A 24095-nucleotide genomic window follows, 5' to 3' on the forward strand; every position below is an offset into this window, starting at 1 on the left:
CAGTGCACGGTCTGATTTTTTCAATGAACTATACCCCTAGGTGGTATGAGGGATAGGAGTGAGAACATTGAGTCAAAAGGAAGCAACCCTGCAGATCACAGGGATGACGTGTGCGGCTTGTGCAACAAGGATTGAAAAAGGGCTGAACAAAGTCGAAGGTGTAGAAGAAGCCAACGTCAATCTCGCCCTTGAGAAAACAAACATCAAATATGACGCAGACGTGACTGACATTGCGAAATTCAAAGAAAAAGTGCAGTCCTTGGGATATGACATTGTGACGGATAAGGCCGACTTCGATATCTCAGGAATGACGTGTGCAGCTTGCGCCAATAGAATTGAAAAACGACTGAATAAGCTGGATGGCGTCGAGCAAGCAACGGTCAACTTTGCACTGGAATCCGTCATGGTGGACTATTATCCAGATCAAGTATCGGTTCCTGATATGAAGGAAGCGATCAACAAACTTGGATATACCCTGGAACAAAAGCAGGTTACACAAGGGGAGACAGTCGATCATCGTCAAAAAGAGATTGTGAAGCAACAAGGAAAGTTTTTGTTTTCCTTGATATTGTCACTCCCATTATTATGGGCAATGGTGAGCCACTTTGAATTCACTTCATTCATCTGGGTGCCTGATATGTTCATGAATCCATGGGTGCAGTTCGCCCTTGCGACGCCTGTTCAATTCATCGTAGGCAGACAATTCTATGTGGGAGCGTATAAGGCGTTAAGGAATAAAAGTGCCAACATGGATGTACTGGTCGCTCTGGGTACATCGGCTGCTTATTTCTATTCGCTGTATTTGAGCATCGCGTCCATCGGTTCCGATGCGCATATGGTCGAGCTTTATTACGAAACAAGTGCCGTTCTGATTACGCTGATCATCTTAGGTAAACTATTCGAAGCAAAAGCGAAAGGCCGCTCGTCTGAGGCTATCAAGAAGCTGATGGGCTTGCAGGCAAAAAATGCAACAGTTCTCCGTGATGGACAGGAAATGATCATCCCGATCGAAGAAGTGCTGGAAGCGGATATCGTGTATGTGAAACCAGGTGAAAAGATACCCGTTGATGGAGAGATTGTCGAAGGGCAGTCAGCACTTGATGAATCCATGTTAACAGGTGAAAGTATTCCGGTGGATAAATCGATCGGGGACAATGTGATCGGCTCGACGATCAATAAAAATGGTTTCTTGAAAGTAAAAGCAACAAAGGTCGGGAAAGACACCGCGTTGGCGCAAATCATCAAAGTGGTGGAAGAAGCACAAGGTTCCAAGGCACCAATTCAGCGGCTGGCTGATGTGATTTCAGGTATTTTCGTACCGATTGTCGTCGGCATTGCACTTGTAACCTTCCTTATCTGGTACTTTGCCGTAAGTCCCGGCGATTTCGCGGAGGCACTTGAAAAATTCATTGCCGTACTGGTCATTGCCTGCCCATGTGCACTCGGACTGGCAACACCGACTTCCATCATGGCCGGTTCTGGCCGTGCAGCTGAATTCGGCATCCTGTTCAAAGGCGGGGAGCATTTGGAAACAACGCATCGTTTGGATACGATCATTCTTGATAAAACAGGTACAGTCACAAACGGTAAACCAGCCATGACTGATGTTGTGTTGGCTGAAGGTACAGATGAGACAGAATTCCTGAAGCTTGTGGGTGCTGCTGAGATAAATTCAGAACATCCGCTTGCCGAAGCAATCGTCCAAGGCATACAGGAGAAAGGAATCGAGCTTGGTTCCTCGCAAACTTTTGAGGCCATTCCTGGATATGGTATACAGTCAACTGTGGACAGTAAGCGGTTGTTCATCGGAACGCGCAGACTCATGCAGAAATATGACATTCCCGTTCAAGATGTAGTAAGCGAAATGGAGCAGCTGGAGAAGCAAGGCAAAACAGCGATGCTTGTTGCCATCGATGGACGTTATGCAGGTATTGTTGCCGTTGCGGACACAATCAAGGAAACTTCAAAAGAAGCCATCAGCCGCTTGCATGAGATGGGCTTGGATGTGGTGATGATCACAGGGGATAACACCCAGACAGCTAAGGCGATTGCGGATCAAGTCGGCATTAAACAGATCATCGCCGAGGTGCTGCCAGAAGGCAAGGCCGAAGAAGTGAAAAAGCTTCAGCTTGCGGGTAAAAAAGTGGCGATGGTGGGCGATGGCATAAACGATGCCCCTGCGCTTGCCGTTGCCGATATCGGGATGGCAATCGGTACAGGTACCGATGTGGCCATGGAAGCTGCCGATATCACCCTGATCCGCGGAGAACTGACAAGCATTGCAGATGCGATCTATATGAGTAAGAAGACAATCACCAATATCAAGCAGAATCTTTTCTGGGCACTTGCGTACAACAGCCTGGGCGTTCCAGTCGCAGCGGTTGGTTTATTGGCTCCTTGGCTGGCGGGAGCAGCGATGGCGTTCAGTTCGGTATCGGTTGTCCTCAATGCCCTAAGACTGCAAAGGACGAAATTAAAAGCATAACTGCAGAAAGAAGGAACAGCATATGAATCCAAAACGAAGCGTTATGATTTGGGCGATATCGGCTGTCGTGTATCTTGGTGTCGTGATTTTGGGCTACAGTTTGTTTACTAGCTTGAATTAATAAGCGGAACAGTCGAATTGTTTGTTGTACAATAGATGGCTATGATCTTTAGTAATAAAACAGGAACCTATAAGCTATGGGCAAAGTTCCATTTTGATGATACGGGTGTGCTTGCCTTCTCTAGCTTCTTAAAGGAGGAGCGATATGTATAACTTGACGCTATATACACATCCTTGGTGCTCAGACTGCAAAGACAGTAAGGAAGCCCTGAACAAAGCCGGAATACCGTATACAGAATACAACTTGAGTGAAGAACCGGAAAAAGAAGCAGAGTTGAAAAAACTGACTGGATCCAGGGTGGTCCCGGGATGGGTATTCCGGAAAAATTCACTCCTTGGCAAAATGCAGAAACCGAAAGTCTACACTGGATACGAGCAAAACCGCACGGAGATTGATGCTTTATTGAGCGAAATGAAGTCCGCGCAGAAGAGTTAAACCACTAATATGCTGCGTTCGTTTTAAGGAGGATAAAACGAGATGCTGGGAAGTAAAAAAATACTGATGGCAGGCGTTTCATTTTTAACGGTATGCACGTTAGCCGCTTGCGGCAGCGGGGAAGATAACGAGACGGATAACATGGACCACTCCTCTCACTCTGAGGAAAGTATGGAAGGCATGCATCATTCCAGTTCGGGTGATGTACCTGAAGGATTGCAGGAAGCAGAAAATCCAACCTATGAAGTCGGAAGCAAGGCCATCATGTCCGCCGATCACATGAAAGGCATGGATGGAGCAGAAGCAACCATTGCCGGAGCATATGACACGAAAGCTTACGCTATAACTTACACCAGAACAGATACTGGTGAAGAAGTGAAAAATCATAAATGGATCATCCAAGAAGAAATTGAAGGTGCAGGCGAAGCACCATATGAGGCAGGAGATGAAGTTACCGTCAAAGCCGATCATATGGAAGGGATGGACGGCGCCACAGCAGTGATCGATTCCGCATTGGATACAACAGTCTATATGGTGGATTACACATCGACAACAGACGGACAAGAAGTCAAAAACCACAAATGGGTGACAGAAAGCGAATTGTCAGCTGAATAGAGACAAAAACAAAACAGCCAATTGCCGGTGGAAATCAGCAATTGGCTGTTTTATTGTCGTGATTATGAAGTCATCTATACAAGAACACACTAAGCTTCTCATTCATATCGATTGTCGCAAGCAGGACATTTCTAACCTCAGTCTGATAATTATCCCGTAATTGAGACACGACCCATGCTTCATCCTTATTTGTTTCTTTCAGTTCTCTATCCAAGATTTTCCCATCTTTTATGATTGTCTGCGGCAAATCAAAAGGCGGCATGTTTATCTGCATCATCTCAGGCGTGACCGCTTCATATTTAGGATCAAGAAAGAACGATATCTTTCCTTCCGCTTCCCACAGCGCCAAAGCCACCTTTTTCACATCCGCAACCTTCCCTTTGCGCAGCTCTTCCAATAATACATCGATCGATATCCTGGCATGGCGCAACCCCTCATAAAGGATCTCTCCATCCTGAACAAGCGTGATAGGCTTATGATTGATCAAATTCCGGAACCACGGCCATTTCAGGATAAGAAAAATCCCACACAGGTATAAGAGCACCAGTACCATAGTCGTAACGATGGACCCTTTCAGGCCAAGTTCCTCATCTGAGAGCGGGTGAGCAATAATATTTCCGATGACCAAGGCAATAACGAAGTCAAGAAGTCTTAGCTGGGAGATAGAGCGCTGGCCAAGTACTTTAGCGACGATCAATAAAAAGATGAATGAAACGACTGCTCGGAGAATCCACTCAAATGTTGTTAGTGTTTGTTGGCTATGGAAGAAATCCATTTCAGGCACATCCTTTTTTGAAGTGGATGAATGAAACTTAGTAATATTATCTCCTCTAGCGCTCTGTATATCCCTCCAACCAAATATCAAAAGGTAATCACACAAAAATTTAAGCTATAGTTGGATTCTTAACAGTAGACAAATTTAACTATGTATTTAGTCTTTTAAAATGATTCCATGAACTATAAAAAGATGTCAAATCTACATTGCAATTGTGTCTAATAGTTACCTTCCCGAAATTCGATAAGTAGATGAAGTCCTTGTATTTTATTACGATAATGTATATTTAATATAAATTGAGGTTGGATATGCTTGTAATCACTATGAAAATGCATGACAGTATACTCAGTATCTCAAATATAAATAGGACATTAATATTTGGAAAATTATACTGTAGAGTATAGTTATAAGTTAGGGATAGTATACGACAACGATTACTCTTGGGTAATCACTGACTTGGTTAAAAATAAGGATAATTAGAAGTACCCGTTTACTAGAATTATTCATAAGAATGGTAGCAACGGAGTTATGATAATACGTTAGTGAGGGACATGAAGGTTCAGGGATTGTCGAAAAAGTAGGCAGCAATGTCACGACGGTTGAACCAGGGGATCATGTCGTGCTTGGATTCAGTTATTGCGGTCATTGCGATAACTGCTTGGACGGTAATGCAGGCGGCTGTGAAAACTTGATGGAGCTTAACTTCGCAGGTAAAAACAAATATGGTGTATCACCTATTCATACAGAAGATAACCAAGAAGTATCACAATTCTTCGGTCAGTCTTCCTTCGCGACATACAGCACAGTGGATGAGAAGAATGTCGTGAAAGTAGATAAAAATGCAGACCTTCGCTTGCTTGGACCACTTGGCTGCGGTCTGATGACAGGCAGTGGTACTGTCTTGAATTCCCTGGCTCCAGAAGCTGGTACAAGCTTTGTTGTATTCGGTACCGGAGCTGTAGGTTTGGCTGGTATGATGGCAGCGAAGATCGCTGGCTGCTATCCGATCATCGCTGTCGATATCCATGACAGCCGTTTGGAATTGGCAAAAGAGCTTGGTGCAACACATACAATCAACAGCAAAAATGAAGATGCTGCTGAGAAAATCAAAGAAATCACTGGCAAAGGTGCGCATTACTCCTTGGAAACGACTGGTGTTCCGGAAGTGACGCTGTCCGCGATCCGCTGCTTGCGTGTCAAAGGGGAATGTGCAACTGTTGCAGTTGGTAAACGTGACCTGACGATCAACGTTACCAATGAAATCATGACAAAAGCCGTGACATTGAAAGGTGTCGTAGAAGGCGATGCTGTCCCGCAATTGATCATTCCTAAACTAGTCAAATTCTATGAAAATGGCCAATTCCCGTTTGATAAATTGGTGAAATTCTATGATATGGATGATATCCAGCAAGCGTTTGAGGATTCTGCGAATGGATCTACTATTAAACCAATTCTAATCATCGACAAAGAATACCAAGCTTAATAGCTTGGTATTTCTGTATGAGAGGTGCAGCTATGAAAATACAAAAGCTGACGAGAAGCAATATAAATGGAGCTTGGGTAGAAGGCGATGGCCCCGCTGCTTAAAGCTTATTGAATCCTTCAAGTATTTTTAAAGAAGCTCAATATTTAACGTTGAGCTTCTTTTTTGTTATCGTCTGTATATCCCCCTATAAGTATTGCTTGTCAACTTTTAAAGCATTCGAAATAAAATAATAAGTGCAGAAGTTGCGATTGGCGCGAGAAAGTGGTAACTGCTGTGGCGGTCACAGATAATGGTACATCACTCTTGAATTTAAATATGAAATAAGGATAGCCATTAATAGATACTCTTTATTGGGGTATAATTTGATTTCGTTCTAGTAATATCCATAATTGTTCGGTTATTTCTTCTGCGGGATAAGGCATCGATTGCGTTATCCACCATTCTATTACACCAATTATTGCGGATGGCCAAAACTGAATGAGGATCTCCTTGTTCATATTTTGATTTATTCCGTTTAATTTCAATTGTTCCCTCAGTCCTTCTTTCATGACATTTAATAATTTATTTCGGAAGGTGGGAACCCCTTTATTTATTGTTTGGTAAGTAAAAGAATGTTCCTCCAAATATTTAAATGTCCTCAGTAAAAGTGTTTTGGAAGGATAACGTCCAGACCCTTCAGGCAGGCAAAAAGTAAGCAGTTCCTGTATTTTCCTTTCAATACATTGTTCCAATAAATTGAATTTATCTTTGTAATGTAAATAGATTGTACCTCTATTAACATCTGCTCTTTCCGCAATGGAATTAATGGTGATATCTTCAAAATCATTCTCTGCCATTAAACTAATAAGAGCTTCCTCGATCGCTTTTTTAGATTTTTTAATTCTTTTATCCATAAAATTCTCCTTTCAGGATCGTTTAAGTAAGAATATATCAGGTACTGTAATTATAATGAACACAAGTCCAAAAAGGAACAGATGTTTATTTTCCTGTTGATGAACAGATAACTTGAATTTGTTCATTTTTGAACAAAAACGCTTTAATTAACGATTGAAGTGGAGATAGACAGTCACTATAATCATACATTATAAACAATTGTTGAATAATCAACAATTGCCTTTTAATTTTTCCGGATAACTATAAAGATTTTATAGAAGAGGAGTATGACGATGAAAGTATTAGTTTATGGAGCCGGAGTTTTAGGAAGCTATCTTGCCCACGCATTAGTTAGAGGAGGGAATGATGTTTCCGTTTTAGCTAGAGGAAAACGATATAAACAATTGAAAGAAGATGGAATTGTTATTCGTCATCATTTCCAACGAAAAAATACTGTCGATGCAGTAAATGTGATCGATCAACTTCAACCGCAAGACCACTATGATCTCATATTTGTTGTGATGAAATACAACCAATTCCCATCGGTCCTTCCGATATTAGCGGAAAACATAAGTGACAATATCGTGCTTGTTGGGAATAATGCGGATGCTGCAAGCATGCAGACATTCCTAAATGAAAATAGCAAAGTTAAAAAGAATATGGCATTTGGTTTTCAACTTAGTGGAGGAATGAGGGAAGACAGCGGTCGCATCATTGCCATACATGGGAGAGGACAAATGGTAATCGGTGGCTTAGACGGTGACATACCATTTAAATCTGCATTAGAGCAGACGTTTAAGAATGCAAAATATAAACTAAGTTTTAATGAAAATATTGATGCTTGGCTTAAAAGTCATATGGTACCGATTGCTGCTATGAACGCAATCCATTATATGAATAATTTCGACTTTCATAAAATAGCTAAGGATAAGAATGCATTAATGCAGATGATTTCTGTAATGGATGAAGGGTTTATGATTTTAGAAGAATTGGGATATCGAATTGATCCAGCCTTTCAAGTGAAAACGGTGCGTAACCATCGAATTTTTGCTTACCATGGTTTGAAAATTTTTCATAAACTTCCGGTGACTAAATTGATTGAGGGCTCCTTTAGTGAAATAAATGCCTTATTTGAAAAATTTGATGAATTGAAAAAGGCGGTGAATATTTCAACTCCAAATTGGGACGCCCTGAAAAAACAATCGACTGATAAGTATAGAAATGAGGTCATTCGTGATTCAAGATAAATAAAACCCATCTGATAGTAGCTTCTTTGTTATTCCATAAAAGGGCGCAAATATTGAATAAGAAAGGACATAACATATTAACGATAAGCCTTATGACGTTCGTTATGTAATTGATGACACTTACCAGGTTACAGGTTCATTCCCGCTGAAAAACGCGGAAAGATTGTTCAAGGTTAATACGCTAAATGGATGGCTGATGCTTAAGAGCAGGGGATTAAGGTAGACTTATCGCGGAACAAAGATACAGGCGGAAAATTAAAAAAGTGTGTAGAAATCTAATTACAGAGGTAGAGATTAATTCGAAAACCCGGTATAAAGACTAAAAAGTTAAAAATATGATATTCGATCCCAACCTGTAAGATTACAAGGCTTTATCCCTGTTTCATAGGTGAATAAGGCCTTTTTGCGTTTTCTTGATTACTATAAAAAATGGAATGAATCTGCTTAATCATCGCTATTTTTGTTTCATTATCTCTTCCTTCTTTCCCGTTCATATTCAGTTCACATAAATCACCTATACTCCATTCAGAGCTTAAAAATGCTTCTAATAAAATATCAAATTCAACTAATTATCGGGAGGATACCAAATATGAAAACTGTTGATATAAACAGCAAGTGGGCTGTTGAAGCGAGCGGTCTTGTAAAGACGTTCGGTGAGAATCGGGCTGTTGACGGAGTGGATCTGAGGGTGAAGGCGGGTACGATTTATGGTGTACTGGGACCAAACGGAGCTGGCAAGACAACCACGATCAGGATGCTGGCTACATTACTGAAAGCAGATGCTGGGTCGGCTCGTATTTTCGGATATGACATTGCGAAGGATCCGCAGATTGTGCGGAAATTGATAGGGGTGACTGGTCAGTATGCTTCTGTTGATGAGTCGCTGAGCGCTACGGAGAATTTGATTATATTTTCAAGGCTGCTTGGCTTAGGGCGGAAAGAAGCGCGGGCGAAAGCAGAAGAGCTGCTGGAGGAGTTTGGGCTGACAGAAGCGGCCAAACGTCCATTGAAGCATTTTTCCGGCGGGATGCGCCGGCGTCTTGATCTTGCGGCCAGTCTCATTGCCAAGCCGCCGCTCATCTTTTTGGATGAACCGACTACTGGATTGGATCCCCGAACACGGAATCAGATGTGGGATACGATTCGAAAGTTGGTGAAGTCAGGCACAACCGTATTGCTGACGACACAATATCTGCAAGAGGCGGATGAACTGGCTGACCGGATTGCGGTAATCGATCAAGGCAGGGTGGTAGCCGAGGGGACAGTAGATGAATTGAAACAGTCTGTCGGCAGTTCTTCCTTGCATGTCAGTATACAAAACGCCGATCAAATGGCTGCTGCCAAAGAGCTGGTGGAAAGGATACTCAACGTAGAGGCGGCGGTTTCGGCAGAAGGAGGAAAGATTACTGTTCCTCTTGCGGATGCTGATGTGGTCTCAGACCTGCTCATGGCACTGCGGGGGGAAGGAATCCAATTGGCAGAGCTGAGTGTACAGAAACCAACCTTGGATGAGGTATTCTTGACGATTACTGGAAAAGGGAAAAAGGAAGAGGTAAAATCATGAACAGTTATATAGATACACATGCTGCTGACAGGCAGCTCAAGAACAGATCAAGTTTCCGTCAAGCGTTGATGAACAGTTTCACCATGGCTTTCAGAGGTCTGCTGAAGATAAAGCGTACGCCTGAGCAATTGTTTGATGTGACATTACAGCCGATTATTTTTACGCTGATGTTCACCTATATTTTCGGGGGTGCTATCTCAGGGGATGTAGAAAGCTATTTGCCGGTCATCATTCCGGGTATTTTGGTCCAAACGGTTATCAGTACCTCCGTGGTCACCGGTGTACAGCTGCGGGAGGACATGGATAAAGGGGTATTCGACCGGTTCAAGTCGTTGCCGATTGCCCGAATTGCCCCGTTGGCAGGAGCATTGATGGCAGATACGATTCGATACACGATCGCAACGATCCTTACTTTTGTGATGGGCTATATCATGGGGTACCACCCAGAAGGCGGGCTCAGCAGTATCATCATTGCTGGTATTCTCGTTGTCGTCTGTGCCTGGGCTGTCAGCTGGATCTTTGCTTTCTTTGGTGTGATTGCCCGAACAGCTTCCAGTGTGCAAGGGATATCCATGCTTGTGTTATTTCCGCTGACGTTTCTTTCCAATGCGTTCGTGCCAGCAAATACGATGCCTAACTGGTTACAGGGCTTTGTGAATATCAATCCTATTTCGCATCTTGTCACTGCCGTAAGGAATTTAACCAACTCGGGCACCGTGGGCTTGGATATGACCATTTCGCTTATTGGTGCTGCTGTGATCGTAGCAATCTTTGCGCCTATCACGGTTCGTGCTTATATGAGAAGGGTCTAATGGTAAAATAGTAAAAGTACAAGGAGAATCGTCGTGCGGCGGTTCTCTCTACTTTATAAAGGGAATGGATCATATGCCAAAAATCTTAATCGTAGATGATGACGCACATATTCGAGAGTTGATTCATTTGATTCTTTCAAAAGAAGGTTTTTCCATTGCGGAAGCGGAAGATGGGGAAGCTGCATTAGCGATTTTAGAAACAGATAAAATCGACATGATCATCCTGGATATCATGATGCCGAATATGGATGGCTGGGCATTTTGTCAGGAAGTACGAACCTATTACTCCGATACTATGCCGATTATCATGCTAACGGCAAAAGGGGAAACGATGCAAAAAGTGAAAGGGTTTGATCTCGGGGCAGACGATTATATGGTGAAACCATTTGCCGCGCCTGAACTAGTCGCTCGTGTAAAAGCACAGCTCCGCCACCACCAAATATCCGTCTCCAATCAAATCAGGATAGGGAATGTACTGATCGATCGTGCCTCTTTTAAAGTGATGATTGAGGATGAGCATGTTACACTGCCGCTTAAAGAATTTGAACTGTTGTTTAAGCTGGCGGCAAACCCGCAGAAAACATTCTCGCGCGAACAATTGATTGAAGATATTTGGGGCTTTGATTACGAGGGAGATGAACGCACTGTCGATGTCCATATCAAACGACTGCGCCAGCGGTTTTCCTGCGAAGGCTGTCCGTTTAAAATCACGACCATTCGCGGCCTAGGCTATCGTCTGGAGGTATTGAATTGAAACAGCGTGAATTCCTGAAACGTCTTATCGGTATGTTTGCCATTATAGGTTCTTTACTCATAAGCTGGGCTTTCGCTTATTGGCTAACCTCTGTCTTGTATGATGTTATTCAATTCCACCCGCATGCATTGACCAAACAGCTCATTAATTCTATATTGGGGTTTCTTTTATTTGGCTTGGGTGTATTTTTCGTTACCAGAATCAAGTGGGTAAGAGAAAGGCAGGACAAGTTCTTGCATCCAATGATTCAGGCGATGAAGATGATGGCAGAAGGAAACTTTAATATAGACCTTTCTTTTTATATAAGTCAGTTCAATGGGCGCACAGATCATCCTTATTATAAAATTATCGAAAACATCAATAACATGGCAGATAAGCTAGGGAAAATGGAAGAAATGAGACAGGAGTTCATCTCGAATGTATCCCATGAAATCCAGTCTCCCTTGACGAGCATCAGCGGATTTGCCCATGCTTTAAAAAGAGATGACTTAAGCCCCGAGGAGCGGAAACACTACCTTGAAATAATCGAAACCGAAAGTATCAGGCTGTCAAAATTGAGCGAAAACCTATTGAAGCTGACTTCCTTGGAATCCGATGATTTAATCCTTGAGCGAAAAACCTACCGATTGGACCATCAGCTCCGCCGGATCATCCTTGCCAATGAACCGCAGTGGGCCGAGAAAGACATAGAGATGGATATTTCCCTCGAAAATGTGAGCCTTACTGCGAATGAAGATCTAATGGATCAAGTATGGATCAACCTCATTCATAACAGTATAAAATTCACCCCAAACGCAGGGACCATTACCGTTACAGTAGACAAATTACCAAACGGCCAACCAATGGTCCAGATAAAAGATAGCGGAATTGGCATGGATGAAGAGGCCATCATGCATATGTTCGAGCGCTTTTATAAAGCTGATAAATCCAGAACCCGCAATGCTGGGGGTAATGGTCTGGGACTATCTATAGTGAAGAAAATAATCGATTTGCATAAAGGGAAGATTGATGTTATCAGTCAGATTGGTAAAGGGACAGAAATAGTGATTACATTCGAGCTTGCTTAGAGTGAATTTCACGATTCCAGTGTCTTTTCTTTCCCTATATAATAAAAGAAGCTCAGCGATCTACATGCGCTAAGCTTCTTTTTGGTTTTAAAACAAAGTCAAGCTCCCAGTCTTCTTCACATGCCTTTCCGCCTTATTCACCAGCCAATAGGTAAGCAAGCTCAGAGTAATCAAGATACCAGCAAGCAGTAGTAATGGCTGTGCCATGTCACTTACGGTTTTTCCTTCCATGATAAAACCACGGATGATTTGCAGGACATAGGTGAGCGGGAAGATGAATGCGATTGCTTTTGCCCAGATGGGGAAGGCCATTATTGGCATCCTTACACCTGAGAAGAATTCCATCGGTGCTTCAAAAATGGTGTAGAGGATGCCGGCGTCACGGGAGAACATGAAGATGACGTTTAAAAATCCGCCCCAGATGATGGCGCTTAGCATCAGGAGTGCGACCGCAAATGGGATGAACCAGATGCTGGCGATTTGCAATTCGCCGATGTATACCACTGTAAAGATGGCAAAGATGCTGAACAGCCATACTGCCTCGATCAGATTGGCGGCTGCTCTGCCGAACATGAACAACGTGCGGTTCACAGGTGTCAATAAAATCAGTTCCAATGTTCCTTGCTGTCGTTCGTAAGCCATTTGCCATGCTGATTGCACCATGCTCCAGAAGAAAATATAAGCCAAGTAGCCGATGATTAGATAAAGTCCTAGCTGGTCAGCAGCTACAAAGCGGGTCAGGGGACTGTCTTCGCCAAGGTTGAATGGCGAAAACGAAAAATATGCCTGTATGAACAAGATAGCTGGCCATAAGAAAAGCGAGAAGTAAACCAAGCGGTTATTAAAATGATGTCGGTGGCTTTTCTTCATTTCAGCCCAAAGGATATGGATCTTATTCATGATACCCGGCTCGATTCCGCCAGCTGCAGGATGGCGTCTTCCAGTTTCGGCTTTGATGTTTCCAGCTTTTTCAGCTGCAGCTTCTGTTCTGTAATAAATGCGATAAACAGGGAAGTAAAGTCGAATGGACCGGTCATTTTTAAACTGACTTCATCTTGGAATGGTGTCACTGCAAGCTGGATGCCTTTCTTTTCTAGCTGAATGCTCAACGCGCGTTCTTTTTCGGCATCCATCTGCTCGAGCGTTGCTGTCAGGTGAAAGTTCTTCACTACCTGTTGGATGATATTTTCCGGTGTATCCTGCAGCAGAAGTTTGCCTTGTTCTATGATATAAACACGGTCGCAGAGCACTTCCACTTCCTCCAGATAATGACTTGTAAGCAGGATGCCTTTGTTTCTTTCCCTTGCCAGCATCCGGACTGTTTGACGAAGCTGTTTGGCCACGGGAGCGTCCAAGCCTAATGTGGGTTCGTCCAGGAATAAATAATCAGGATCGTTGATCAAACCGCGGGCAATCTGCAGTCTTTGTTTCATGCCTTTGGAGTAACGTTCCACTGGTATGTCAGCAGCTTCTCTCAAGCCCACCAAGTCAATGAGCTGGTCACAGCGGGATTTCAGCATCTTCCCTTTCATTCCGTACAGGCTGCCGAAATACATCAAGTTTTCTATGGCATTCAATCGCCAGTACAGCATCCGTTCACCGCCGGCAATCATATTTACATGCTGTTTGACATACTGGGAATGGGTCAGTGCATCTAGACCATCTATCCGGATGGTGCCGGAGGAGGGAAGAAGCAGGGAGGCAAGCATTTTTATCGTCGTCGTTTTCCCAGATCCATTGACACCTAACAAACCGATGATTTCACCGCGATTAATTTGCAGACTTAGTCCACCCACTGCTTGGATCGTTTTCGTTTGTTTCCGCAGCCATCCGCTTTTTTCTTTCACCTGATAATGCTTGACTAGGTCTGTTGCCTCTAACATATAAATGCCTCCTTATCCAAAGTGTTTTTCCATGACTGTACGTTCCATCCGTTTAATAGCAAATGATCCAATCACGTAATATACAAATCCAAGACCGGCAAGTATGCCTAGCTGATAAAGCAGGGAGGCATTCCACTCCCCGGAAAGCATGGCGGCTCGGAATTGTTCCAAGCCATAAGTAAGCGGCATGAAGAAGCTGATAGCCTGCAGCCATCCTGGCAGAAATTCCGGCGGGAATGTCACACCGCTCACCAGCATCATCACAACGAATAGTGTGTTTTGGGTGATATAAGTATCCCGGAAAGCCAGCATCAAGCTGCCGAGCAGCAGTGCCTGTGAAAAGATTGCAAAACAGAAAAAAACGAGTGAAGCAGCCAATAAGCCGATATTTACATTTTCCAGCTGTAATCCGAAAAGAAATCCAATCACGATGATTGCCGCTGCTTCCAGCATCGTACGCGTCAATCCCTGAGCGGCACCACCTAAAAAATAGCCCTTTCGGGAAGAGGGGGTTAGCATCAGGGATTCCAGCGTGCCTTCTCTCATTTCGGTGATCAGCATCCTGCTGACAATCATCAACAGCGAGACGGCAAAGGAATTGAATACACCGCCCAAAATCACATATGACAGATAGTTGGAAGTTCCGGTTACTTGAACAAATGCTTCGTTCAATTCGCCATGAAAAATGAAATGATAAGACAGATAAGCAAATACGGTCATATAGATGCCGTCAAGGATGTGACCAATGAAAAACGACCATGGATAAGCCCGTCTTGTGCTTATCCATTGCCGGTGAAACGTAGCCGTAAAAGCTGACCACATAGCGTTTATTCCTCCTTTAACTTCGGACTGTCGAAAAATTGATCCATATCCACGCGGATCATTTCCAATGCGTGTTTATTCGTTTTGTAGAAAACATAATGACTGCTGCGGGTGCTATCCAATAAGCCCGCAGTCTCCAGCAGCTTCAAATGCTTGGAGACCGTTGCCTTGGCAAGCCCCAGTTTTTCCGTGAGCTGCTGCGTGCAGTATGGGTGATACAGCATCAGCTGCGTCATCTTCAAACGGGTAGGATCTGCCAGTGCTTTGATCATTTTCAACAAATCCAACGGTACTTCTTCCCTGCTTTCCTGTGCTGGGAATGATACCTGTTTGGCGACCGTAACATGCGGTGTATCGGCATCAATCAACAGATGTGGTGCCACAAATGTGGAAGGGAAGATCGTGATCTTCTCCATTTCCTGATAGCGTACAGTGTATGTCCTTGCTTTTAAAAAATGCACCGCATCTTCTTCCACCAGGAAACGCGGGTGTACTGCTTTCAAGGTATTTATTGCATCTTCTTTGATATGCAAATTAAAATCATTGGCAGCTTTGATCAGCCATGGCTCGACATTGTAGAGCTCGCGGGCAAAATACACATGATAATACGTGTGAAATAGTTCATATACACATTTTTTGTGATATGCCGGGCGCGCTCTAATCTGTCTTTCCCCTGCTGTCAATTCATCCTCCGGCAGATGCGTCCTTGGTCCAAGCAATACCTGCACAAATTGATGGTCATTCATCAGATTCCAGCCCTCTACAGCTTCCTCTGCATACTGACAGTTACGCGTTTCAGCAAGCAAGCTATCCATCACATGCAGCCATTGATTCGTTATCTGACCATAAAAGAGAATAGCTTCATACAAGTTCTTTGGCATAGCAGCTATCAGCTCATTTGCCCAATTCAGCCTGTCAAGATGGTGATCCGGTTTCACCAGCACATGCAGACTGAGCAGCAACTCGTGATAAGGACTGTAGACAGCCTTAACATGCTGCTTTATCCATGAATTCAATTGAAACATGATCATGCTCCTTTTTGATTCGCGATTTCGCGAATCAAAATCATAATTTTGCAAAATTATTAAACATTATAGAGAAGGGGGTATGGGGTGTCAACAAAAAGTTGGAATAAGGACGGAAATCTGGATAATAAGAAAAGGCTCCCGCATGAGGGAACCTTTAGAAGGGAAGGATGGATACATTCTTTCATATGTAACTGGAAAAATGTTTCCTTTAGATAAATGAGAAGTCCCAAAATAAGATATCCGAGGGACGGGCTTGATGCCTATTTAGCAGACCCAAACTGATAATTGGCCGATATGATGGATTTCGTGTGAGATGATATAAGACTTTTTCATAGGACGGTTTAATGGTTGATTCATTTCTTCTGCTATATTCAAATACTTTTTTTACTCCTTGAGAGAGGTAGGATTCAATGAAGTTATGCGTGACAGGGCTTGTGAGGCTCGAGAACGTGATGACATCTTGTAAGGTAGTGATTTCCCGGATGTCTTTCATGATGACAGGAGTGCCTTGCAGCTAATTAATCCAAATTTGTTCACAGTCAATAACGTGGAACAGATTATGCAGGATACTCCCGTCGCGCTTTTTTGTCAGTTCTTCATAGGAGATTGTTTTACACCAGTCAAACCAATCTTTTCTTATCTGTCAGTTATACCTAAACATTCCGATCATTATAATTACTCCAGACGTTTTGGATTTCACTTTTTCGTAGCATAACAATTCCTATTTTACTATTTTTTGTTAATGAACTGTATGTTAGGATAACAAATAACAACATTGGTCCAGTCCTCATGAACGGAACTTTACAATTTAGGAGGTCTTGCAATTGCCAGTAAGCTCCATCATTCAAGAACATTTTGGTGAAGTATTCAGAAGCGGGCAGTTTGAAGATATTTATCGGTTAACATCAAATGAATTTCAGCAGTTAGTGCCCTTGAACGAATTCGTAGACTTATCAGCATCCTTTAATGAAGGGGTCGATCATTATAATCTAGAATTCAAAAATGCTTTTTTAAACTTCGTTAACTATGTCTGGATAGATGATCAAAGAGAGAAAGCGATCAATGTGACTTTTGATAAGGATCATCAAAAAATCCAAGGTCTTTTTTTAAAGCCTTATATAAAGTACACAGATAGTGACAATATCCTCACGCAGAATAAGTACATGATGCCGGTAAAAGGTGAATGGTTCGTTTTTTGGGGTGGTACAAATGAGTTCATGAATTATCATTACGTTTATGAGAATCAGCGCTATGCGTATGATTTAGTGAAGGTAAAAGATGGTCTATCTTATCAAGATACTCCAACCCATAATGAAAACTACTATGCGTTCGGCGGAGAAATTGTAGCGCCGGCAAATGGCAGAGTTGTGAAAGTGGTTGATGGAATGATAGATAATATCCCTGGCGAAATGGATCCTGATCATCCAGCAGGGAATTATGTCATGATCGAGCATGCAAACGAAGAATATAGTTTGCTGGCTCATTTGAAGAAGGATTCGATAACAGTGAAGGTAGGGGACGATGTGAAGGAAGGACAAGGTATCGGAACCTGTGGTAATTCTGGAAACTCTTCCGAACCTCATTTGCATTTTCACATCATGGATTCTGACGATTTGGAGAAAGGGAAATCAATCCGAATCCAATTCAGGGATGGTTATGAACCTATCCAGGGGGATACTGTTTTTAACGAGTAAGAGATTGGAGGATATCCAATCTCTTTTTGTTTAACTGCATCGAAAGATCCGAAAGCCTAATTTATCTTTGTTTTGCTTTGTGATTTCTTCATGCATTTCCAATATCTCTAATAATGCGTCATCGATATATTCCGATAGGGAGAAATCCGAAGCATGCTGCTCATCGATTTGTTCCGATGAGGCTTGATATTTTGTGCTGTTAATTCGTTGAAATCCAGCTTTTTTGAAGGCTGCAAGCCATTCGTCTTCTGTTAATAATTGTGGGAAACAGTAAAAATCCACGATATTATCCCGTTCTGCTTCAGGGATTGGTTGCTCCAATACCGTTTCGACTGCAAGTAAGATGCCGTTTGGTTTCAAGACTCTTTTGAGCTCGGAAATGGTGGAGAAGACGTTGGTGAACGCTAGCACGGATTCTGAAAGGACGATGTCAAAAATTGCGTCTTGGTAGGGGAGATTTTCCGTGTCCCCGAGTTTGACATCAATCGGTAAATCCAAGGATGAAAATCTCTGACGGGCTTTATCCACCATGATGTTATTGTTGTCTAAAGCACTGACTGTGCAGCCGAACTGCTGTGCAAGATGAGCGGCAGTTTGCCCGGTACCGCAGCCGATCTCCAAAAGTGCTGTTTGTTCATTGATTTTTTCCTCGGACACAATTACCTTTGTTAGCTGCAATCCCCCTGGATGGGCGCCGCCCACGCCAAATAGCGCTAAACAATCAAGATATGTGTAATTCAAATGTAACCCCTGCCTTTGGTATGACATCATTGCAATATGCTATGAATACAGAAAAGATTTGTGATGCTAAAAAGGCAGGATGCACTCCTGATGAATAAAGTGATGATGTTAGGAGGGGTGAAATGGGCGTAATCAGAACGGATGAGTGGCTGTTTCGTGAATATGAAGATCCAGTCGGGATGTGCGAAAAGCTGACAGAACATTTTACTGACGCTTCTGCTGCTGAAATATATGATTACTTCGTGCGGCATGGTATGTATCGCCCGCTTAAAAAGAGGAGTAAACAGCTGGATGATACCGTGTGGAAAATAGTACAGCAGGATGAGGATTTTCTGCAAAAGGAGTGGGAAGGTCCGGATATTCCTATCTTTATCTTTCCATCAGATAAGCATAATAAATGGCTCCAAACACAATTAGGCGGTAAGTCAGGCCTGGCTTTCAGGGATAAGCTATTCTTATTCATTTCTCCGGAAAATATTGAAAAGGAAATAAAAGCAATTTTGACGCATGAGTATAACCATGTATGCCGGCTGAATCGTTTTGATAAAAAAGAGGAGATGTACACATTACTGGATACCATTGTATTAGAAGGGATTGCGGAAAATGCCGTAAGGGAAAGATTGGGGGAAGAGCAGACTGCAAGGTGGGCATCCTCTTATTCTGAGAAAAAGATCGGAAAAATGTGGTCCGATTATATTCTGCCGAATCAGGAGCTTTTGCCTCAGCATCAGGAATTTCAAGCTATTTTATTTGGTCATCGAAAATACCCGAGGATGTTGGGATATTGTGCTGGTTATCATGTAGTGAAAAGATATATGGAGAGACACAGTATATCAAGTAAAGAATTGCTGTCCGTTGAAGCAAGCGTCATTGCCGGTGATTATTAGGGGTGTAACATTCCATGTGCTGCGTGTTCGTTGATGGGATGGAGTATGTGCGGGTATGAGGGAGCCAATCCCTGGATCGACATGACCACTGTCATACCCACTTCTCCATGAACCGGGTGTCTTATTAGATCCAGAATAGAGAAAGCAAAGCTATACCTGCGATAGCTCCCAATGCCACTCCCCATCCAAAGCCCCAGCCACCACCATATCCATAACCGCCATAACCGAAGCCGCCTAGGTTCCTGGAACGACCGAGTGGCTGCAAGTAAACACGATTTCGTCCTACACGCTGGATGATTCCTCTATGAATTTTGCCATCATGGCATCGGATTTCAACTGCTTTACCGCTGTATTTTTGACATAATGAACGATATTGTCCAACTGACATACCTTCACCCCCATAATTTTAGGATTCAGGGTATTATATGTCCCGCTTAAAATATCGCAGGGTACACATATCTCAGGTGTTTAGCGGAATCTTGGCGGCCAGTGAAAAGTCTTGGAGGTTACAATCCAATTGGGGATTTGACAAAAAATCAAACAAACATTAGAATCTAAATAACTTAATAATAAAGCTATGAATGCTATGGATGACACTATAGCAGGAGCAGCTTCTGGAGAGACCGCGATTTGGGCGGCGCCGAAGGGTTCACAATCTCAGGCAAAAGGACAGAAGGGTATCGGATATGTATTTGTGTTTTGCTGTGCGCGCATGACCAATAGTATTTGTTATTCTTGTGATCAAGAGATTGGAGAGCCTCCAATCTCTTTTTTTTATTGGGTTGATTGAAGGAGGAGTTAGATTTGGCACAACAAGGGTTAAAGAGGGACTTATCCAATAGACATGTGCAGCTGATTGCTATTGGCGGTACGATCGGCACCGGGTTATTCCTGGGATCCGGGAAAGCAATCCAGCTGGCTGGACCATCTATCATCTTTGCCTATTTGATCGTCGGCATGGCGCTGTTTTTTGTGATGAGGGCGCTTGGGGAATTGCTTTTATCCAAAGCAGGTTATCAATCCATCACGGATATAGCCGAAGAGTATCTTGGACCGTGGGCATCGTTTGTCACGGGTTGGACATATTGGTTTTGCTGGATCATGACAGCGATGGCGGATGTGATTGCTGTCGGGGTGTATGTGAATTATTGGTTTGATATCCCGCAATGGGTACCTGCACTTATTTGTGTTGTTGTTTTATTAGGTCTTAATTTATTGACGGTCAAGCTGTTTGGGGAATTGGAGTTTTGGTTCGCTTTGATCAAGGTGATCACGATTCTGGCATTGATCGGAATCGGCATTGTGCTGCTGGTGATCGGATTCCAGACAGACACGGGAACCGTTTCGGTTACGAACCTGTGGGAGCATGGGGGAATGTTTCCGAATGGAATTTCTGGTTTCTTGCTCGCCTTTCAAATGGTAGTCTTTGCGTATGTCGGTGTGGAGCTGATCGGTGTTTCGGCAGCCGAAACAGCTGATCCGGCCAAGAATATCCCGTCGGCGATAAATAAGATTCCGTTGCGGATTCTATTTTTCTACGTGGGTGCACTTATCATCTTGTTAGTCATCAACCCATGGACCGAACTGAATGCAGCCGAAAGTCCTTTCGTGAAAACATTCAGCCTGGTTGGTATCCCGATAGCAGCAGGCATCATCAACTTTGTCGTATTAACATCAGCTGCATCTGCCGGAAACAGCGGCATGTTCTCGACAAGCCGGACTTTATATAATCTAAGCAAACAAGGACAGGGACCTTCGCAGCTTGCCAAACTGAATAAAAAGCATGTCCCAGCGAATGCCTTATGGCTATCTGCCATTGTCGTATCAGTGGGAGCACTCTTAAGCAAACTCATACCAGAACAAGCCTTTGGAATTGTCACGAGCATTAGTGCAATCTGCTTTATTTGGGTTTGGAGTATCATCCTTATCTGCCATCTGAAATACAAGAAGACACGTCCAGAATTGCAGAAGAAATCAACATTTAAGGCGCCGTTTACGCCATTTGTGAACTATGCTGTGCTAGCGTTGTTTGCAGGGGTTCTTGTTATTATGCTGGTGGCAGATGAGACGCGACCGGCGTTGTTGTTGACACCTTTGTGGTTTGTTTTGTTGCTGGGGTTGTATTGGAGCAGAAAGAGAAGGACAATCTGACACATGAAACAAAGATATTAAAAGTTTGGAACAGCCTCCAATGAAGGGGGCTGTTCCTTTTTTTCGAGTATCAGTACTTACATTTCTGTTATTGTTCACCACAAGTTCATTATGGTAGATTCAAGATGAAGCATGGAGGAGGCGGTTAGAAACATGCAATTTTTAACGTATGAATTGGCTCAGGAAATTGTGGAGCGTACGATGAAGATATTAAATCAAAATATAAACGTAATGAATGAGGCAGGGGTAATCATAGGTTCCGGAGAAAGCGAGAGGATTAACCAGCTTCATGATGGGGCTCTTCTTGTCCTTGAAAAAGGCGAAAGTATTGAAATAGATGATACCAGTGCCGTGGGAATGAAAGGGTCAAGGCCGGGCATAAATTTACCGATACTTTTTAATGATCAAGTCGTCGGCGTTATCGGTATTACAGGTGAGCCGGAGCAAATCCGAAATTATGCCCAACTTGTGAAAATGGCGGCAGAATTAGTACTGGAGCAGTCATTTTTGCTGGAGCGGGTGCAATGGAAGCAAAGACTCCAGAATGAGATTGTGAATCAGCTTATCTCAGAAGGCGATTTGAATGAAGAAGCCTTAAAGCAGCGTGCTGGCTTTATTGGGATAGATTTAGAACAGTCCAGAGCTGCTATCGTGATGGAAATAACGGACGATGCACAGGTTACAGCGCAAAAGCTGATGAGAGCGGTTCGATACGAGATGAGTAAAAATGATTTAATCGGCATTACTTATAATGATGAGATTGTCATATTGAAAGTTTGTGAGAACAAAAAAGAAATAACTCCCTTTTTAGAGCGATTGCAAAAGGTTTCAACCGGTAAAGCCCTTATTGGTAGTGGTAGTATAGCAACACAATCAAATCAGTTAAAGACCTCTTTTTATCGGGCGAAAAGAGCGATGATGATAGGTCGTAAGTTACATCCTTGCACAAGCTTTTTCCCATACGAAAAATATCAATTGGAAATAATGCTGTCGAAAGTGATCCAGAACGTGGATAAGACCGCCTTTTCTTATTATGATAGACTCTTTGATCAAGGGAAGAAGGGTGAACTGATCCATACCTTGGAAGCATATATAAATGAGGGTGGAGAATTAAACAAAATTGCAGAAAGCTTATTCATTCACCGGAATACGCTGAGGTACCGCCTTGATAAGATTACCGAACTGACGGGCAAGGATCCGCGGAACGCAAAGGACTTAATGGAACTATATATGGCAAATCTGCTGCATGATATTAGCTAATTGTGCAAATGCACAATTCTGATTAATTTTCCCCACGATTATTTCATCTCTTTTCACAATGTAACCACATAGGAAAACGCTTACAATAATAAATATAAAGATTACATAGTGTGGAGGGAACAGCATGGATGTAACTGTAAGCGCTTTAGGGGCGATATGTGCCTTAGTCATAGCAATTGTACTTATCTTGAACAAAGTGCCGCCAGCATATGGCATGGTTGCCGGAGCTTTAATCGGCGGATTGATTGGCGGCGTAAATATTACAGATACAGTAGCATTGATGATGGAAGGAGCCCAAGACATCATTCCGGCGGTACTGCGAATCTTGGCTGCGGGTATCCTGGCAGGCGTCTTGATTGAATCGGGGGCGGCTTCCTCGATTGCGGAGAAGATTGTCAAAAAAATCGGGGAAACACGTGCACTGCTGGCATTATCGATTGCTACGATGATTCTGACGACGGTTGGGGTCTTCGTAGACGTAGCTGTCATCACTGTATCGCCGATAGCTTTAGCGATTGCGAAGCGAGCAAATCTGTCAAAAACGGCTATTCTATTAGCGATGATCGGAGGAGGAAAGGCAGGAAATATCATGTCGCCTAACCCGAATGCGATCGCTGCTTCTGATGCATTCGGTATTCCGCTTACATCGGTCATGGCTGCAGGAATCATTCCAGCTGTGTTCGGTGTGGCTGTGACGTATCTCCTGGCAAAACGGCTTGTCAATAAGGGTACTGCGGTGGCAAGTCAAGATGTTGACATGACAGATAACACAAAGCTGCCATTATTTATGACCGCATTGATTGCGCCGCTCGTCACCATTATCCTGCTTTCCATGCGGCCGTTATTTGATATCAATATCGATCCGATGGTTGCGCTGCCGATTGGGGGTATCATTGGTGCCATTGCGATGAAGAAGACGAGGAAGATCAATGAATATGCGATTTCTGGTTTAAATAAGATGTCTGGCGTAGCCATCATGCTTTTAGGTACTGGAACATTGGCTGGGATCATTGCGAACTCTGCATTGAAGGATGTCTTGATCAATGCTTTAAACGCCACAGGTCTGCCAGCTTATGTACTGGCACCTGTTTCCGGGATCTTCATGTCAGCGGCTACTGCTTCCACGACAGCTGGTACGGCAGTAGCTAGCAGCGTTTTCAGCGGCACCATTTTGGATTTGGGTGTATCAGCATTAGCTGGTGCTGCCATGATCCATGCAGGTGCAACGGTGCTGGACCACTTGCCGCACGGGAGCTTTTTCCACGCCACAGCAGGCAGTGTCAATATGGGCATCAAGGAGCGCTTAAAGCTGATGCCTTACGAGTCTTTGGTCGGTCTGACGCTTGCGATTATTTCAACACTTATATTCGGTGTCTTTAAGCTCTTTGGGTAAGA

22 protein-coding genes, 1 pseudogene and 1 riboswitch are annotated in these 24095 nt (G+C 43.3%); of the genes and pseudogenes, 14 read left to right on the plus strand and 9 right to left on the minus strand.

Annotation, left to right across the window (positions count from 1 at the left end; all coding sequences use genetic code 11):
- The first annotated feature begins 67 nt into the window (after positions 1 to 67).
- From AB1K91_RS01730 to AB1K91_RS01740, 3 genes are all read left to right on the plus strand, one after another.
- Positions 68 to 2485, plus strand: a complete 2418-nt coding sequence (locus tag AB1K91_RS01730) for a heavy metal translocating P-type ATPase (protein WP_413087605.1) — start codon at positions 68 to 70, stop codon at positions 2483 to 2485.
- A 265-nt stretch (positions 2486 to 2750) separates the two neighbouring features.
- A complete protein-coding gene (locus AB1K91_RS01735; RefSeq protein ID WP_413087606.1) occupies positions 2751 to 3041 on the plus strand; it encodes a glutaredoxin family protein in 291 nt (96 codons plus the stop codon).
- A 42-nt stretch (positions 3042 to 3083) separates the two neighbouring features.
- Complete coding sequence (locus AB1K91_RS01740) at positions 3084 to 3656, plus strand: YdhK family protein (protein ID WP_413087607.1); 573 nt, start codon at positions 3084 to 3086, stop codon at positions 3654 to 3656.
- Positions 3657 to 3726: 70 nt separating this feature from the next.
- On the opposite strand, the gene AB1K91_RS01745 is transcribed toward AB1K91_RS01740, so the two are convergent.
- Positions 3727 to 4431, minus strand: coding sequence for a DUF421 domain-containing protein (locus tag AB1K91_RS01745; protein WP_413087608.1), 705 nt, complete (start codon positions 4429 to 4431; stop codon positions 3727 to 3729).
- A 547-nt stretch (positions 4432 to 4978) separates the two neighbouring features.
- Between AB1K91_RS01745 and AB1K91_RS01750 the strand changes: the two are divergent.
- Positions 4979 to 5914: pseudogene (locus AB1K91_RS01750) on the plus strand (NAD(P)-dependent alcohol dehydrogenase); the annotation flags it as partial.
- Positions 5915 to 6264: 350 nt separating this feature from the next.
- On the opposite strand, the gene AB1K91_RS01755 reads toward AB1K91_RS01750, so the two are convergent.
- The gene (locus AB1K91_RS01755; protein WP_413087609.1) at positions 6265 to 6810 is read right to left on the minus strand and encodes a TetR/AcrR family transcriptional regulator; all 546 of its coding nucleotides are present in this window, start codon (positions 6808 to 6810) and stop codon (positions 6265 to 6267) included.
- 273 nt (positions 6811 to 7083) lie between these two features.
- Here AB1K91_RS01755 and AB1K91_RS01760 point away from each other — a divergent pair, with 273 nt between their 5' ends.
- The 5 genes from AB1K91_RS01760 to AB1K91_RS01780 all read left to right on the plus strand — a co-directional run bounded on the left by AB1K91_RS01760 (position 7084) and on the right by AB1K91_RS01780 (position 12234).
- Complete coding sequence (locus tag AB1K91_RS01760) at positions 7084 to 8037, plus strand: ketopantoate reductase family protein (protein WP_413087610.1); 954 nt, start codon at positions 7084 to 7086, stop codon at positions 8035 to 8037.
- A 589-nt stretch (positions 8038 to 8626) separates the two neighbouring features.
- Complete coding sequence (locus AB1K91_RS01765; RefSeq protein ID WP_413087611.1) at positions 8627 to 9601, plus strand: ATP-binding cassette domain-containing protein; 975 nt, start codon at positions 8627 to 8629, stop codon at positions 9599 to 9601.
- The gene (locus AB1K91_RS01770; RefSeq protein ID WP_413087612.1) at positions 9598 to 10413 is read left to right on the plus strand and encodes an ABC transporter permease; all 816 of its coding nucleotides are present in this window, start codon (positions 9598 to 9600) and stop codon (positions 10411 to 10413) included. The genes AB1K91_RS01765 and AB1K91_RS01770 overlap by 4 nt, the downstream gene beginning before the upstream one ends.
- A 73-nt stretch (positions 10414 to 10486) precedes the next feature.
- Positions 10487 to 11167, plus strand: coding sequence for a response regulator transcription factor (locus AB1K91_RS01775; RefSeq protein WP_413087613.1), 681 nt, complete (start codon positions 10487 to 10489; stop codon positions 11165 to 11167).
- Positions 11164 to 12234: a sensor histidine kinase gene (locus AB1K91_RS01780; protein ID WP_413087614.1), complete on the plus strand. Its 1071-nt coding sequence runs from the start codon at positions 11164 to 11166 to the stop codon at positions 12232 to 12234. Before AB1K91_RS01775 ends, AB1K91_RS01780 begins: the two co-directional genes overlap by 4 nt.
- An 87-nt stretch (positions 12235 to 12321) precedes the next feature.
- Here AB1K91_RS01780 and AB1K91_RS01785 read toward each other — a convergent pair whose 3' ends face one another.
- The 5 genes from AB1K91_RS01785 to AB1K91_RS01805 form a co-directional block, all read right to left on the minus strand.
- Positions 12322 to 13134, minus strand: coding sequence for an ABC transporter permease (locus tag AB1K91_RS01785; RefSeq protein WP_413087615.1), 813 nt, complete (start codon positions 13132 to 13134; stop codon positions 12322 to 12324).
- A complete protein-coding gene (locus AB1K91_RS01790; protein ID WP_413087616.1) occupies positions 13131 to 14117 on the minus strand; it encodes an ABC transporter ATP-binding protein in 987 nt (328 codons plus the stop codon). The genes AB1K91_RS01785 and AB1K91_RS01790 overlap by 4 nt, the downstream gene beginning before the upstream one ends.
- Before the next feature lie 12 nt (positions 14118 to 14129).
- The gene (locus tag AB1K91_RS01795; RefSeq protein ID WP_413087617.1) at positions 14130 to 14939 is read right to left on the minus strand and encodes an ABC transporter permease; all 810 of its coding nucleotides are present in this window, start codon (positions 14937 to 14939) and stop codon (positions 14130 to 14132) included.
- A 5-nt stretch (positions 14940 to 14944) separates the two neighbouring features.
- The gene (locus AB1K91_RS01800) at positions 14945 to 15964 is read right to left on the minus strand and encodes an ArsR/SmtB family transcription factor (protein WP_413087618.1); all 1020 of its coding nucleotides are present in this window, start codon (positions 15962 to 15964) and stop codon (positions 14945 to 14947) included.
- A 517-nt stretch (positions 15965 to 16481) separates the two neighbouring features.
- On the minus strand, positions 16482 to 16607 hold the full coding sequence (locus AB1K91_RS01805) for a DinB family protein (protein WP_413087786.1): 126 nt from the start codon (positions 16605 to 16607) through the stop codon (positions 16482 to 16484).
- A 184-nt stretch (positions 16608 to 16791) separates the two neighbouring features.
- Between AB1K91_RS01805 and AB1K91_RS01810 the strand changes: the two genes are divergently transcribed.
- Positions 16792 to 17661: a M23 family metallopeptidase gene (locus tag AB1K91_RS01810; RefSeq protein ID WP_413087619.1), complete on the plus strand. Its 870-nt coding sequence runs from the start codon at positions 16792 to 16794 to the stop codon at positions 17659 to 17661.
- Positions 17662 to 17691: 30 nt separating this feature from the next.
- Here AB1K91_RS01810 and AB1K91_RS01815 read toward each other — a convergent pair whose 3' ends face one another.
- A complete protein-coding gene (locus AB1K91_RS01815; RefSeq protein ID WP_413087620.1) occupies positions 17692 to 18402 on the minus strand; it encodes a class I SAM-dependent methyltransferase in 711 nt (236 codons plus the stop codon).
- A 122-nt stretch (positions 18403 to 18524) separates the two neighbouring features.
- On the opposite strand from AB1K91_RS01815, the gene AB1K91_RS01820 reads away from it, so the two are divergent.
- Complete coding sequence (locus AB1K91_RS01820; protein ID WP_413087621.1) at positions 18525 to 19289, plus strand: DUF2268 domain-containing putative Zn-dependent protease; 765 nt, start codon at positions 18525 to 18527, stop codon at positions 19287 to 19289.
- A 124-nt stretch (positions 19290 to 19413) separates the two neighbouring features.
- Here AB1K91_RS01820 and AB1K91_RS01825 read toward each other — a convergent pair whose 3' ends face one another.
- A complete protein-coding gene (locus tag AB1K91_RS01825) occupies positions 19414 to 19677 on the minus strand; it encodes a hypothetical protein (protein ID WP_413087622.1) in 264 nt (87 codons plus the stop codon).
- 216 nt (positions 19678 to 19893) lie between these two features.
- Positions 19894 to 19972, plus strand: a riboswitch (glycine riboswitch).
- Between the two features lie 121 nt (positions 19973 to 20093).
- On the opposite strand from AB1K91_RS01825, the gene AB1K91_RS01830 reads away from it, so the two are divergent.
- The 3 genes from AB1K91_RS01830 to AB1K91_RS01840 all read left to right on the plus strand — a co-directional run bounded on the left by AB1K91_RS01830 (position 20094) and on the right by AB1K91_RS01840 (position 24093).
- Positions 20094 to 21440 (plus strand): amino acid permease, encoded by a 1347-nt coding sequence (locus AB1K91_RS01830; protein WP_413087623.1) that lies wholly within the window; start codon positions 20094 to 20096, stop codon positions 21438 to 21440.
- Positions 21441 to 21593: 153 nt separating this feature from the next.
- Positions 21594 to 22700, plus strand: a complete 1107-nt coding sequence (locus AB1K91_RS01835; protein ID WP_413087624.1) for a CdaR family transcriptional regulator — start codon at positions 21594 to 21596, stop codon at positions 22698 to 22700.
- 124 nt (positions 22701 to 22824) lie between these two features.
- Entirely contained in the window at positions 22825 to 24093 is a 1269-nt protein-coding gene (locus AB1K91_RS01840) for a GntP family permease (RefSeq protein ID WP_413087625.1), read from the plus strand.
- Positions 24094 to 24095: the final 2 nt, after the last annotated feature.

Origin of the sequence: Terribacillus jepli, assembly GCF_047228925.1 — a bacterium.
In the GTDB taxonomy this organism is placed as follows: Bacteria; Bacillota; Bacilli; order Bacillales; family Amphibacillaceae; genus Terribacillus.